At 45.6% G+C, this 13,100-nt stretch carries 17 protein-coding genes; 4 read left to right on the top strand and 13 right to left on the bottom strand.

What is annotated here, in order from left to right; translation table 11 throughout:
- A partial coding sequence (locus GDZ68_RS16410; protein ID WP_153722902.1) for a helix-turn-helix domain-containing protein occupies positions 1-89 on the bottom strand: 89 nt, incomplete at its 3' end.
- 169 nt (positions 90-258) lie between these two features.
- On the opposite strand from GDZ68_RS16410, the gene GDZ68_RS16405 reads away from it, so the two are divergent.
- From GDZ68_RS16405 to GDZ68_RS16395, 3 genes are all read left to right on the top strand, one after another.
- Positions 259-492 carry a hypothetical protein gene (locus GDZ68_RS16405; RefSeq protein WP_153723397.1) on the top strand — a complete coding sequence of 78 codons (234 nt, stop codon included), beginning with the start codon at positions 259-261 and terminating at the stop codon, positions 490-492.
- Between the two features lie 123 nt (positions 493-615).
- Positions 616-816, top strand: a complete 201-nt coding sequence (locus tag GDZ68_RS16400; protein ID WP_153723396.1) for a helix-turn-helix transcriptional regulator — start codon at positions 616-618, stop codon at positions 814-816.
- A gap of 60 nt (positions 817-876) precedes the next feature.
- Entirely contained in the window at positions 877-1,302 is a 426-nt protein-coding gene (locus GDZ68_RS16395; protein ID WP_153723395.1) for a hypothetical protein, read from the top strand.
- A gap of 88 nt (positions 1,303-1,390) precedes the next feature.
- Here the strand turns inward: GDZ68_RS16395 and GDZ68_RS16390 are convergent, their stop codons facing one another.
- The 5 genes from GDZ68_RS16390 to GDZ68_RS16370 form a co-directional block, all read right to left on the bottom strand.
- Entirely contained in the window at positions 1,391-2,059 is a 669-nt protein-coding gene (locus tag GDZ68_RS16390) for an ABC transporter ATP-binding protein (RefSeq protein ID WP_153723394.1), read from the bottom strand.
- The gene (locus GDZ68_RS16385; RefSeq protein WP_153723393.1) at positions 2,060-3,130 is read right to left on the bottom strand and encodes an ABC transporter permease; all 1,071 of its coding nucleotides are present in this window, start codon (positions 3,128-3,130) and stop codon (positions 2,060-2,062) included.
- Between the two features lie 18 nt (positions 3,131-3,148).
- Positions 3,149-4,024, bottom strand: coding sequence for a methyl-accepting chemotaxis protein (locus tag GDZ68_RS16380; RefSeq protein WP_153723392.1), 876 nt, complete (start codon positions 4,022-4,024; stop codon positions 3,149-3,151).
- Positions 4,000-4,431 carry a protoglobin domain-containing protein gene (locus GDZ68_RS16375; protein WP_153723391.1) on the bottom strand — a complete coding sequence of 144 codons (432 nt, stop codon included), beginning with the start codon at positions 4,429-4,431 and terminating at the stop codon, positions 4,000-4,002. Before GDZ68_RS16375 ends, GDZ68_RS16380 begins: the two co-directional genes overlap by 25 nt.
- Positions 4,432-4,562: 131 nt before the next feature.
- A complete protein-coding gene (locus tag GDZ68_RS16370) occupies positions 4,563-5,015 on the bottom strand; it encodes a hypothetical protein (RefSeq protein WP_153723390.1) in 453 nt (150 codons plus the stop codon).
- Positions 5,016-5,070: 55 nt separating this feature from the next.
- Here GDZ68_RS16370 and GDZ68_RS16365 point away from each other — a divergent pair, with 55 nt between their 5' ends.
- The gene (locus GDZ68_RS16365; RefSeq protein ID WP_153723389.1) at positions 5,071-6,027 is read left to right on the top strand and encodes a MerR family transcriptional regulator; all 957 of its coding nucleotides are present in this window, start codon (positions 5,071-5,073) and stop codon (positions 6,025-6,027) included.
- Here GDZ68_RS16365 and GDZ68_RS16360 read toward each other — a convergent pair.
- From GDZ68_RS16360 to GDZ68_RS16330, 7 genes are all read right to left on the bottom strand, one after another.
- Complete coding sequence (locus GDZ68_RS16360) at positions 6,024-7,436, bottom strand: cryptochrome/photolyase family protein (protein ID WP_153723388.1); 1,413 nt, start codon at positions 7,434-7,436, stop codon at positions 6,024-6,026. The genes GDZ68_RS16365 and GDZ68_RS16360 overlap by 4 nt on opposite strands.
- A gap of 214 nt (positions 7,437-7,650) precedes the next feature.
- The gene (locus GDZ68_RS16355; protein WP_153723387.1) at positions 7,651-9,345 is read right to left on the bottom strand and encodes a DUF2207 domain-containing protein; all 1,695 of its coding nucleotides are present in this window, start codon (positions 9,343-9,345) and stop codon (positions 7,651-7,653) included.
- 61 nt (positions 9,346-9,406) lie between these two features.
- The gene (locus GDZ68_RS16350) at positions 9,407-9,901 is read right to left on the bottom strand and encodes a DUF1648 domain-containing protein (RefSeq protein WP_153723386.1); all 495 of its coding nucleotides are present in this window, start codon (positions 9,899-9,901) and stop codon (positions 9,407-9,409) included.
- 17 nt (positions 9,902-9,918) lie between these two features.
- Entirely contained in the window at positions 9,919-10,305 is a 387-nt protein-coding gene (locus GDZ68_RS16345; protein ID WP_153723385.1) for a hypothetical protein, read from the bottom strand.
- A gap of 95 nt (positions 10,306-10,400) precedes the next feature.
- Positions 10,401-11,594, bottom strand: coding sequence for a class I SAM-dependent rRNA methyltransferase (locus tag GDZ68_RS16340; protein ID WP_153723384.1), 1,194 nt, complete (start codon positions 11,592-11,594; stop codon positions 10,401-10,403).
- 140 nt (positions 11,595-11,734) lie between these two features.
- Entirely contained in the window at positions 11,735-12,640 is a 906-nt protein-coding gene (locus GDZ68_RS16335) for a PhzF family phenazine biosynthesis protein (protein ID WP_153723383.1), read from the bottom strand.
- A gap of 39 nt (positions 12,641-12,679) precedes the next feature.
- Entirely contained in the window at positions 12,680-13,033 is a 354-nt protein-coding gene (locus tag GDZ68_RS16330) for a hypothetical protein (RefSeq protein ID WP_153723382.1), read from the bottom strand.
- Positions 13,034-13,100 lie beyond the last annotated feature (67 nt).

Below are 13,100 nucleotides of genomic sequence, written 5' to 3'. Positions count from 1 at the left end.
AAACGACTACATCCAATGGTTTTAGCGATGAGGACTGCCTGTTCCTTGGTTGGATAGATACGAAACTTATAGGCTTTATTGACGAGCATTGTATTCACCTCACTTCATATAGGAATATACGTTCCTATTATATCACAATTGGAATCACTTTGGCTATTGCCAACCGGCATTCATCTCCCCTTTATCGTTGGGCTTTGCCCTTCACACGATTGAAGAGGGAGTCTTCTGCCGGGAAATGATAAAAAGGAGCCGGTTAAAATGAAGGAATTCAAAATCACCTATTTCTTTGACGAAATCCACTACATCAGGCGATTTGTCCATTTAAATTCATTCGAAGAAGCCCGGCAGCTTGTACAGGATGAACGCGGCGGCTACGTCTCATTCTGCGACAGCCGCGGCATCTATCACGAACTGGATACGCGCAATGTGCGTGTCGTGCAGATTTCCGAATATCACCGGACGGATAAGGATGCCGAGAAAAAGATAGAATAAATTCATTCAGCATCTCAACCGAGGTGCTTTTTTATTGCCTGTAAAATATCTTGATGTTATCTTGACTTAACATTTTGTATACTCTACTATACATACAAGAGGATATTCCGGAGGGGAAGTAAGTTGATAAATAACCGAGTGAAAGAGCTGCGGGCCCGGTTCGACTTTACGCAGGGAGAACTAGCAGAACGAGCAGGCGTTACCAGGCAGACGATCGCTGCAATGGAAAAAGGAAGCTACATTCCCTCCCTGCTGCTTGCGATGAATCTTTCTGAAATATTCGGATTGCCGATTGAAGAGATTTTCTGGAAAAGCGAAAAATGATTTTGCTTACTGGCGAGAAAACCGACAGATTACTACTATATTTACGGGGAGGAATCAGCAATGAAACTATTAACAAACGCCATATTATTGAGGATTCTCTTAATTCTCTCCTTTGCTTTAAACATGTATGGCACCGTGACGCAATCTGCCTACCATTTTTACTTTCAAAGTTTGTTCTACCTTGCCATCGTGCTCTTAGTCTTTGAAATGTTTGCACACAGGAAAAGAAATGACGGCCGGATTGTATTTAAAGGCAACATCATACCGGATCTTGCACCAAAAGATGAACGGGAAGTACAGATTGTCGGGGAAGCATACAAAATAGCCTTTTCTACGGTTTTTGTGCTGTCCTTTATTCTGATTATCGCCGCTGCATTCCTGCTCGTTTTCGGCCCTGTGCATCCGCTTATCGTCCTGCTCGGAATAGCTATTCTTCCAATCTCAGGCTTTATCGCCTTTTATCTGTCTTATCGTTATAATTATTAAAATGAAAAAATCCCCAACTCAAATAAAGATAATCGCATAAAAAAACGTGAATGTTTAAACATTCACGTTTGTTTTGCGCACAGGCACCCTATTGAAGCTCCAACACGCCGTCCGTCATTTGATACACCTTGTCAAAATACTTGATCAGCCGCGTATCGTGCGTGACGACAATCGTCGCTGTCTGCTTCGACTTCGTTTCATCGCGCAGCAGCTCCATCACTTCAAATGCCCGGTCCGAGTCTAACGAAGCAGTTGGCTCATCCGCCAGAATAATGGCCGGATTGCTGTATAGGGCTTTTGCGATTGCGACACGCTGGCGTTCCCCACCCGATAAATCAGAAGGATATTTTTTATGCAGTTTTGCGATTCCTAGATCTTCATACAACTGCTGTCGTTCCTCTTTCGGCATATTATTCTTCTTTACTTTATTCAGCAGCTCAAGCTGTTCATCGACGGACAGGAACGGCACCAGATTCGAGGCCTGTAAAATAAAACCAATTTCCTGAAGTCGAATTTTCGAGCGTTGTTTTTCATTGAGCTTCGATAGCTCGTTGCCGTTAATAATGACCTGGCCTTCACTCGGGGACTGTAATCCGCCCGCGATCGTCAGAAATGTACTTTTTCCTGAACCCGAAGGACCGATGACCGCAACCAGTTCGCCGCGTTCAACTTTGAAGTTCGTTTCCTTCATCGCTTCCACAAGCGTATTTCCTTCGCCAAACGTCTTCTTTGCATTTCGCAGTTCCAATACCATCATTTACCCTCCTATCGCTTCTAGCGGATCAATCCTAATGATCGTCCATACTGAGATGACGGCTCCTAAAATAGCCACCGCAATCAAAATCAAACCGTAAATGATCATCGTCGGCAAATCAAATTGCACAGGCACCGCGCTCGGCAGGAAGCTTCCAGCAAGCAGTGTCAGACCGAATCCCACAACAACCCCTATCAATGCCAGCATGAATGTCTGGGCAACCACGGATTTTGCCAAATAACTACTTGAAATCCCCTGTGCCTTCATTAAACCGAACATACTGATTTTCTGCACAGTCAGCACATAAAGGAAAATCGCTACGATCGCTGCTGAAATGACGAACAGGAAGTAGATCATATACGTCAGCGTCAGATTCTGCTCGGTGTAGCCAGGCAAATTCTCAATGAATGTTTCCATTTCAATGATCTCCATATCAGCCGGTACTTCCAAACTGTTCCAGCTCTTATCTTTAATGACCACCGCACTGACAATATCCGCGTTGATCTCTGCTGCATCACCGAATTTAAGCTGCTGCAGGTCTTCCAGATCCATATACAGCACTGGTGACGCATTAAAACGCGCTTTGTCAGTAAAGCCGACGATCTCCAGTTCTGTATCACTGGATGACAACTCCAGTTTATCGCCAATTTTAAATCCGTCATCTTTCAGCGCATCGGACGCGATGACTCCATTTTCCACTGAAAATTCGGCAGCACCATCGGTTACTTTGGGCATAACAAATTCCTCAGGATCTATTCCGAACATAATGACATTCTTTTTGACGTCCCCATTGTTTGCGATGGAGCCCATCTGACCGACTATCGCAGTTTCATCTGCACCGAGTGCATCGGCTTCCTCTTTGTTGAATGCAGACTGATAGAGACTCTTATCGGATTCCTCCGTCAGTAAAACTGCGTCGGCATCCCATTTATCCACTGCTTCCCGATTCATGCTCGCCAGTCCGTTTGCAAGTCCTGATAAAAAGAATACTAAAAATGACACTAATAATAAAATAGACGTAATCAATAAAAAGCGTAATTTATTGCGCTTAATTTCACTCCATGCTAAAAACATTCATCATTCACTTCCTTTTTATAAGATATTGATTGCTTCTTCGAGCTCATGTGAGGTAGAAACAACTTCTTTCGATACGTTCCCGATGGACGCAATCACTTCCTGCAGATTATTCATATGATCGGAGAAATGATTACTATCATCGATCGTCAAATGAACGGTGTCGGTAATTGTCTGGAACGTAACCTTGGTAGACTCCGTTTCTTTCATTCCCAGATCCGCATATTTTGTCACATGCTCAATTGCCTTATGCACTGCCAGCGTCTTCGCCTTAGACTGCGAGACAAGTTGGGCGATATTATCCGTCGACTGTTTCGTTTGATCTGCCAGATTTCGCACTTCATCCGCTACAACTGCAAAACCCGCGCCGTGAACGCCTGCTCTTGCCGCCTCGATTGCAGAGTTGAGAGCCAGCAGATTCGTCTGGTCAGCAATCGTTTTGACAAGCTGCACCACCTCTTCAATTTGGACCGACGCCCGGTTCAGCTCATCGATCAACACCGCCATTCCGGCCGTTTCCTTCACAATCGTTTCTGACGTATAAACAAGCTGGGCCATTTGTTCGATTCCTGACTGCGCCTGGTTCGCCGATGCTTCAGAACGCTCGATGCTCTTCTGAATCTTGTCGTCCAGTTCAGCCGACTGCTCAATCAATTCATTGACAACGGAATATGTCGATTCTGATTTTTCTTCAATTTCATGTGCAATGCTGCCGATCTGCTGCTTCACGCTGTCCTTCACTTCCTGCTGTTTCCGCTGCATTTCTTCATTTGTGCTCTTTTCAAAAGCTTCAATCACCAGCTGTTTCTCAAAATTCAGGATCTTGCTCAGCGCTACAATCATTTCCTGTTCTTCTGCACGGTCAAGTTTCAATTCGAATAAAATGTCCAGCATCGTTGCATGCAAGTTTTAAAATGCGGCTTGGGCTCAAGTCCGATACGCATATGCGCATGCGCCACTTTACTGCGATTTTCTAAGTACTTCTCATCTATCACACCATCAAACAAACCGCCCAGATGAACAGCCAGCATTTTACTCAGATAATCCGTATTGCTGTGCTGCCGAATCAGATGAGATAAATGAGGCACGGCTGTTACGCTGTCGTAGAATGCTTTGACAATATCATCGATCCGCGCATGCATCGGTTCTTTCAACGCCCGGAGCAGCTGCAGATCCCGCTCTCTTAATTTAATGGCGTCCAGCTGTAATTGTATTTCCCTTGTCGATACCTGCAGCGTAACAGGAACAGAGGAAGCAGGCTGAATTAATGACGGGGGTTTGCGCTTTTTTATGATCCACATAGCTGTAGTCTCCTTTTCCTTCCACTAAAGCAGCCAAACGGTGTTTCACTTTCTTGTTCATACTTTGTATAATGATTGTCGCAACTAAGTATACAGACGGTCTGTCGAAAACACCAGAAATAATCCTTAATTTAAATAGGTTTCTTTTTCACTGTCCAATTTTTCAGCATCCATCCAGCCAGCAACCCGTATAACGCATGCCCCGCTATCCACCAAAAAAGAGCCGGCATGTCTGCGGTATCTGGAGTACGATCAGAAAACGATGTGGTCGGGTACAGCAGCAAGCCAATAAACACATTAACCAGCAACGAAGTCCAAATGAATTGTTTCCTAATGACGCCTCGGCTGCTTTTATACAGAATAACCAGCAGTAAACAGAGAATAACCGAGATGATTAAGTGGAAGGATACTTCTGCAGCTTCAGGAAACTGAAACTCTTTTATAACCGGGATATAGTCGACGTTCAGCAACAGTGTATACACTTTGCGGCCTGTAACTGCCTGGACGCCTTTCAGGAATAGTGCTAATATTAGACCTGTTATTATACCGGACCATGCAGCTTTCCAAATAATCTTAGCGTTCATAGAGTCACCTTCTTTTACGATAAAAATAACAGATTTGACTTAACTCGTCAAATCTATGTATAATGTTAGATATCTAGAACTTAACGGAAAAAAGTACTCCATATCAGTCAGTACAGAAAGGTTGATTGCTGTGAAGCCGTCATCTGAAACCCCCTCCTATACAATTAAACAGGTTGCGGATCAAACAGGTTTGTCGAGGCAGGTCTTGAGGAAATGGGAAGAGCGCTACGATATTGTTGTGCCGCAGCGTCTGGAGAACGGCTACCGTGTATACCGGGAAGAAGACATCCGTCTCTATCTATTGATGAAGCGTTATGCAGAGGATGGTTTTGCGCTTGCGCAGGCCTCTGAGATGGCAAAATCCCAGCAGCATTCCGACTTTTCTTCTGAACCAGCAGAATCTTACACAGATCAGGCACTCCAGGAGCTTCTGCGCCATGGAAAAAAATGCGACGAACTGGAATTGAACTTTTCATTGCTGGCCGCCTATCATCGTCTTGGCCTGGAACGCTATCTGAAGCAAATCGTCATTCCATTCCTGAAAAAAGTCGGTGATAACTGGGCCACTGGTGAGTGGGACGAATACCAGGAGGCGTTATCAAGTCTGGTGGTGCGTGATCAGCTTGTTCAGCTGCGGCGCAACTTCCAATACCGGAATGATGCACCGCTCATTCTTGGCGCCTGTCTTCCAAATGAATCACACGAAATTCCTGTGCACATCATCCTGCTGCAACTGATGCTGAAAGGCTGGCGTACAGCGATGATCGGCGCATCGCCCGCTCCTGGAGCCATTCAATCCTTCACTGAAAGCATTAAACCTGCAAAAGTGCTGCTGTCCGCATCCACCACTACGCCATTTGAGGAAAATCCGATGCTGATGAAGGAACTGGATGATTTCGCAGGCAAGCATCCCGACACGGAATTTTACCTGGGCGGATATGGTGCGCATATTTGGGCAGATCAGCTGGAAATGAAATATATACGCCTGCTTGAGTCAATTGACAATATTTAATCATCGGCTGATTTCTTAATTTCTTCATAAGCAGCCAGTGCGAGCATGCGGGCTGCCCGGTGATCGACAATCGGAGCCGGATAGTCATCACCGATGTTAACGCCGGCCGACTTTAACACTTCTGCAGGTGCGTCTGCAGGCTGCCATATATACTTTACCGGCAGTTCTGCGAGCTCAGGCACCCACTTCTTCACATATTCCGCTGCCGAATCAAATTTTTCTCCCTGTATAATCGGGTTGAAGATCCTGAAATAAGGAGAAGCATCAAATCCGCTGCCGGCAACCCACTGCCACCCCATCGCATTATTCGCTTCATCCCAGTCCACCAGTGTCTGTTCAAACCACCTCAGTCCAACCCGCCAATCCACTAATAAATGCTTGATCAGAAATGAAGCGGCGATCATCCGCACACGATTATGGATAATACCGGTTTCCCAAAGTTCGCGCATTCCCGCATCAACGAGCGGATAGCCGGTCCGGCCTTTCTTCCACGCCTGAATTTGCTCCTCTTGGGGTTTCCATGGGAAGCGTTCAAATTCAGGACGCACCGGTTTTTCACTCATATCCGGAAAATACAGCAGCTGATAATGAGCAAAGTCCCGCCAGGCGAGCTGGCGCAAGAAAGCTTCTGCCTGTTCATCACCGGCTTTTTCTGCCGCAGTAAGCACTTCATACCAAAGCGACCGCACACTGATATTACCGGCAGCCAGGTACGGAGACAAACGCGACACAAAAGATTCTGCCGGCAAATCCCGTCCTTCTTTATAAGATGACAGTCCTTTTTCACTGAACAGCTGCCAGACTTTTATCGCGGCTTTTTCCCCCGGCTCCCAATGCGTATCGAGCTTTTTCGGCCAGACATGGTCAGGCAGCAGATTCCATTCGTCTGCATCCAATGAATCCAGTGTAACTGACGACTGAATCAATTCCGGTACAGGCAATGGCTGTGCGATCGGTTCCTGCCGCAGTCTTTTCCAAAACGGAGTAAATACTTTATACGGCACACCGGTTTTATTGAAGATTACGTCGGGCGGCACGAGTAAATTCCCCTGGAAAGAACGCACTTGTATTTCAATCTTTTCAAAAGAAGCTGCCAGCTCACGTTCCTGTTCTCTGCTGACCCGATCATACAGTTCGTTGAAAACGAGCTGGCCGGCCCCGCTCTCTTTTTGAATGATTTGCAGCTGCTCCACAGGATTACCTTTTCTAACAATGAACTGTATCTTTTGATCCGAAAATTTCTGCTGCAGCTCAAGCAGACTGTAATGCAGCCACCAGTCTGAAGCTGCGTGAGGTTTTTCAGGCAAAATGAAAACCGGCAGCACTTCCCCGTGTGCTGCCGCCTCTGTTAACGCCGGATGATCGTGCAATCGTAAATCCTTTCGAAACCAGACAATCGTTTTTTGCATAAGTTTCCTCCTTTTAGCGGCTTAAGTCAGCTGATTGAGCGGCAGTTTGCTGTTTTGGTGCGGCGCGATTGAGTTTTGGCGCGCTGCCCTTCAGGATTGGCGCTCTTGCCATGTGTTTTGGTGCGCTGCAGACAGTGATTGGTTCGGCTGCCTTTCTTTTTCGCGCGGTGACGGGCAGTTTTGGCACGTTCTGCCCGCCTGGTTTGCGCAATGATTAGAAAGCTCCCGATCCGCCGCCTCCTCCACCGGTTCCTCCGCCGCTGCTTGAACTGCTGCTTGGCGCATTGGACGATACATTTGAAGAAGCCTGGTTGAATGAGCCAGTCAGGAAGACCGGATTGTGAACATAGAAACCATCGCTGCCGTATTCCGAGCCGGATACCGATCGATGTGCCGCCAGCTGCTTCTGCGCCTCGGCAAACTCTTCGTAATACGCTTCCAGCTCAGGGTGCTGGATACCCACCCCGTAAATCAGTACACGGAAACGGTCATCGGTAGTCAAAGCATCCCATTTATTCGGCTCCATATTGTTCATCCAATCCTCCACTTGCTGCCATTCCTGAAGCATCAATGTGCCTACGTAACTTCGCGGGCTGTAAAAAATCGCAAACAGCAGAGAAAGTACCGCAAGAACTATAGCAAATGTCATCAGCATAAACAGCTCATATACACCGAAAAAGATCGCGAGCGTGATGCCCGCTAATGTGATTATACTAAATAGGGAACGAATACCTGCACTGGATTCCTTCAGATCATACTGCTTTCGTTCGTTCAACAGCAACTGGCTCCACATAGTAAAGGACTTCGACCACTCCTCATAATTCTTCTCTTCTTTCGTGTATGCTTTCAGCTGTGACAATGTGAAGCGCGTGTCATCGCCGACCTGGAAAAACAGCAGCTTGATCAATTCCTGTTCGTGGTCGAGCTCCGCATTGACGTCAATTAATTCGAATTCGTCATCGGCAATCTGGCGCACATTGCCTTTACGCACCAGATCGAGAAGCGCGGCTGACATAAGTTCAACAGTCGCTGCTCCCTTTTTAAATAAAATAGTCGCCGGCAGACTGATGTCATAAGACGGAACAAAGAAACCGCTCGATGCGATTTGCGCTTTCACTTCCCGAATGTAACGCTTTCTCCTGAGGCCGGCAAATAGGCTGGCCATTGCAACACTCAGTGCACTGACGCCAAGGACAATTCCCCCAATAAAGTTTGTCTTCTCTTTATTGGCCGCAAATTGCGCCCGCTCAATTTCCTGCAGCTGCAGATCCGCTCTGACAGCCGGCCGGACTTTTCTGTCCACCGCAGTCAGAGCAGGAAATAGCGATGGTTCATATACGACACGGATATCGCCATTCGTTCCTTCTGCGACTTCACCGAGTGCAAATAGTACACTTCCGTCATCTTGCAGGGATCCTTTTTCTTCTGCACTGTTATACCCTGCGAACAGCACATCATGAGCCCGATCAGGCGGCATAATTGTAATTGTCATATTGCCATAGTCTGTTTCATTACGTTTGTCGAAAAATGGCCAGTAAAATTCTGCACCGTCTTCATATTTTGTCATGCCATCCTTAATTTCATAACGCAGATCGAATACATACGTGCCCTTCTTCCCTTTCCGCTGCACCCGGTATTCATCTTTCTTCTTCTTAACATCTAACTTATTGCCGTTTTCAAAGGCCTCAAACCGCTCAATCGCCGACCCTTTTTTCGGCACAATTTCCCGAATAATCCCTTTAAATTTCGAATCAAATTCATACGTATGCTTCTCATTCACCCGCACTGTGCCGTCCTGCTGCAGCTGTGCATCTATCTGCACATCCGGTATGCTGAAGTCGACTGCTCCGGCCGGTGTCGGGAATAAAATAAGTACCAGCATCGCGACTGTTAAAAGTCTCCACTTCATGAAAATCACCTCTTACCATGTCTATACGGTAAGAGGTGAAGGATGGTTTCAACTATTCTGATTACAACTTCATCACACGATACATATAATAGCCTATTGAACCAAAAAGCAGCACCATAATCCCAATAAAAATGGGCATGTTCAGTGATTCTGTCAGTCCCAGCGCGATATCAGTCATTTGCCATATGATGAATATGAACAGCAAAGTACTGATGTTTTTTACGATATTCATGAAAATTACACCGTAGCGGTATTGGATTTCGACATTATCCGGCTTCAAGTTGATGTAGTTGTATACATGAGGATATTTTTCCAAAAACCATAAGCCGATCCACATCGCAACGGCTATAGCAGGCAGCAGCAACAATTCGAACCTGGAGCCGAATCGATCCACTTCCCCGTCGGCGCCAAAATGAGCTGGGATTTGTTCGGGCAGCTGATTCCACTGCAAAAACAAGTAAAGCAGGCATGAAGCGAATAACGCGATGATCAATAAATCGAAGACTTTCGCCATTACGGGTTTGGCTATATTCACTTTCGGCTTTTCAGTCTGCATACCGCTCCCTCCCCTGTTTATGAAGCAGGTTCACTCGTCATTTCGAACAAATCAAAGACGTTTTCGCGAATGTTCAGAGACATGATTTTTCCATTCTTCTCGTAGAAATGAATGGCTCCTCTGCGATCATCGACCCTCTCTGTCCAGCCCCATTCTTCAATCGTGCGCAAATAATGAGCTGGCGGATCTCCTTCTTCATCGCCGATTCCCTGAAGTTTATATTTCGCAGCCTTCGAAATTTCATCCGTACATTCTTCCGGTTTCACTTCATAAGCATTTTTCGGCACAGGAAACCCCTGATTGATCACCGCCATACGATAGCCGTCTTCCTGACTGTAAACATTGGAGCATCCCGCCAGAAGAAGCAGTCCCGTTACAGACAGCAGGGCCAGCAACTGTTTCATCTCATTACCTCCCGTTTCACAACTTGTTACTCCAAGCGTACTAGGAAATATTGTCACTGTCACCCGACGTTTCTGTGACGGTTTCATCAGGCTGGTTATCGAAGTTTCTTCACGATCACGACTTTCAGATAATTGAACTCCGGATAGTCTCGAGGCGTGCGGAAATCCTTCGGCAACGTGGATTCTTCAAGTACTTTGTAGCGGATATCCGTTTCTTTGAACGCCTGCTCAATGAAACCTTTAAACTTTTTCATACTGAAACTTGCGTTGTTCGTAGACGCTACGATAATTCCGTTTTTCTCCGTCACAGCAATTGCTTCTTTCATCAGCATCGGGTAATCCTTCGCTGTGCTGAACGTATATTTCTTGGAACGCGCAAAGCTTGGCGGATCCAGCACCACAAGGCCGAACTTCATGTCATGGCGCTTCGCATAACGGAAATAATCAAAAACATCCATCACTTTAATATCTTGCTGCTCATAATCAATGCCGTTGACACTGAACTGTTCAATCGTCTTCGCCACACTGCGTTTAGCTAAATCCACGCTCGTCGTTTTCGTAGCACCGCCAAGGGCCGCCGCCACTGAAAATGCTCCTGTATAAGAGAATGTATTCAACACTTCGCGGCCTTCGGAATAATTGTCGCGGATGGCCTCGCGCACATCACGCTGATCAAGGAAAATCCCTGTCATCGCACCGTCATTCAAGTCCACTGCAAACTGCATGCCGTTTTCCTTAATAATAATCGGGAAATCCCCAGGCGTCCCCTTAACAAAGTCATCTTGCTCCACGTACTGCCCTTGTGTATCAAAGCGTTTCTTTTCATAAACCGCTTTGTATTCTGCACGTTTATCAAGCACATTGTAAATATGGTGACGGAATGCATAGATCCCCTCACTGTACCAGCTGACCATATAATAACCATCAAAATAATCAATTGCCAGACCGCCGATACCGTCCCCTTCTCCGTTAAACAAACGGAATGCCGTCGTATCGGGATCCTCCATAAGCAAATCACGGCGTTGAAACGCAGCCGACATCTTCTGGTCAAAGAAATCAAAATCGATCTCTTCCTGTTCATTCGAAGTCAGCACCCAGCCAATTCCTTTATTCTGCTTGCCGTAATAACCCTTACCCAAAAATTTATGATAGCGGTCCGTCAATTTAATCAAACTGCCTTCTTCCGCATGAACATCACTCATCACAGCATCCTTCAAAATCAACGGATAGCCCTTCTTCAAAGCCACTGTCCCCTGTGCATTTAACTGTATTTCCACTAATTTACCCATATCGTCATCCTTAGAATGTATTTTCCTTATTATCGCATGGATGAACCAAAAGTGAAAGGTGGCGCTTAGAGGCGGCAGGCATAAGGCGAAGAGACGACTGATCTCTTTGGCAACGTGATGTAATGAGCAATATGCTGCTCTTATTCACCTTCTATTAAAACATCAAATTTCGTAACAAAAACAGTATTTCCTGATATTCCAACCTCATAGATCTCATCTCTTTTTGAGATATGCACCATTACCCTGCCGTCCTTCCCTATTTCCTGCCCCTGTTCTACGACAAGATTCATAGTTCCATCAAACAAATCCTTCTTTATATAGCTGGCAAAATAAGCACCCATCACGCCGGAAGCGGTTCCCGTAACGGCATCTTCGACGGTTCCTGAGTAAGGAGAAGAAAAATGCCTTGCATGCATATCGACAGTTGGATCATAGGTTTGTAGACAGAACGGATGAAGTGATGTCTTCGGCATTTCTTTTAGAATTGAAGGAAACTGCTGATTATTAGGACGCATTTTCTTAAAGCTCTCCAATTTCTTGATGGGGATCAACAATGTCCATGTGCCCGTGCTGCCATATAGTATGGGAAGACTGTCATCAATATCTGATGCCTCTAACCCGATTGAATTGGCTAAATCTTTTTTAGACCCGTTAAACGCTTCAAATTGTGGAGGCGCTTGTCTCATTTCGATCTGTATTTCATTTGCAGTAGAGGTATGGATGTTGATCGGTAAAATTCCGGCTTTGGTTTCTATGGTTAATTCTGTTTTATTGCCTAAGAGCCCTTTTGTTATCAATGCATAGATTGTTGCCATTGTTCCATGACCACATAAATTCATTTCATGCCCGGGAGTAAAGAAGCGGATTCTCAAGTCGGCCACATCAGACCTTATCGGAAAAGCCGTTTCATTAAAGCCCACTTTAAAAGCAATTTCTTGCATCTCTGTATCTGTTAAATCTTCACCATTCAACACGACCCCTGCAGGATTGCCTTTATTCGGCTCTTTACTGAATACATCGTAATGATGAACTTCTATCGATTTCATTTTACCATTCCTCCAACTAATAAATTCACAACATTTTCCTCAATCCACACCGCTGATCTTATCCACAACTTCCCCATTCGAAATATCAATATAATATTCCAAATCTCCCAGCATGCCTTCCATATACTCCCGGTCATCCGTCAGAAGCCGGACTGCCCACACTTCGACGTCTTGATCCAGTTTCTTCGAATAATGAAAAGCCTTCACCGTTTTCGTATCGTACAATGTAAATAATCTGGGGTTGCTGTAACCTTCCGCAGTTGCTGTATCAATGGCAATTTTTTCCGCTTGTTTTTTCGAAATTTCATTCGCATTTTCTTTCATCAAGATCGGAGAACAGCCAAATAAAATCAAACTGCACAGCATAAAACCTATGATTTTCACCTTCATCATTCTCTCCAGCCGGCTCCCCTCCAAACTGTTCGACTATTCAATACACTTCATTATACTTCTTCACACC

The sequence above is a fragment of the Sporosarcina cascadiensis genome, assembly GCF_009650995.1.
Lineage (GTDB): Bacteria > Bacillota > Bacilli > Bacillales_A > Planococcaceae > Sporosarcina > Sporosarcina cascadiensis.
Note: the sequence above shows the minus strand (reverse complement) of the source record. Positions and strands in the feature narration are given on the sequence as shown.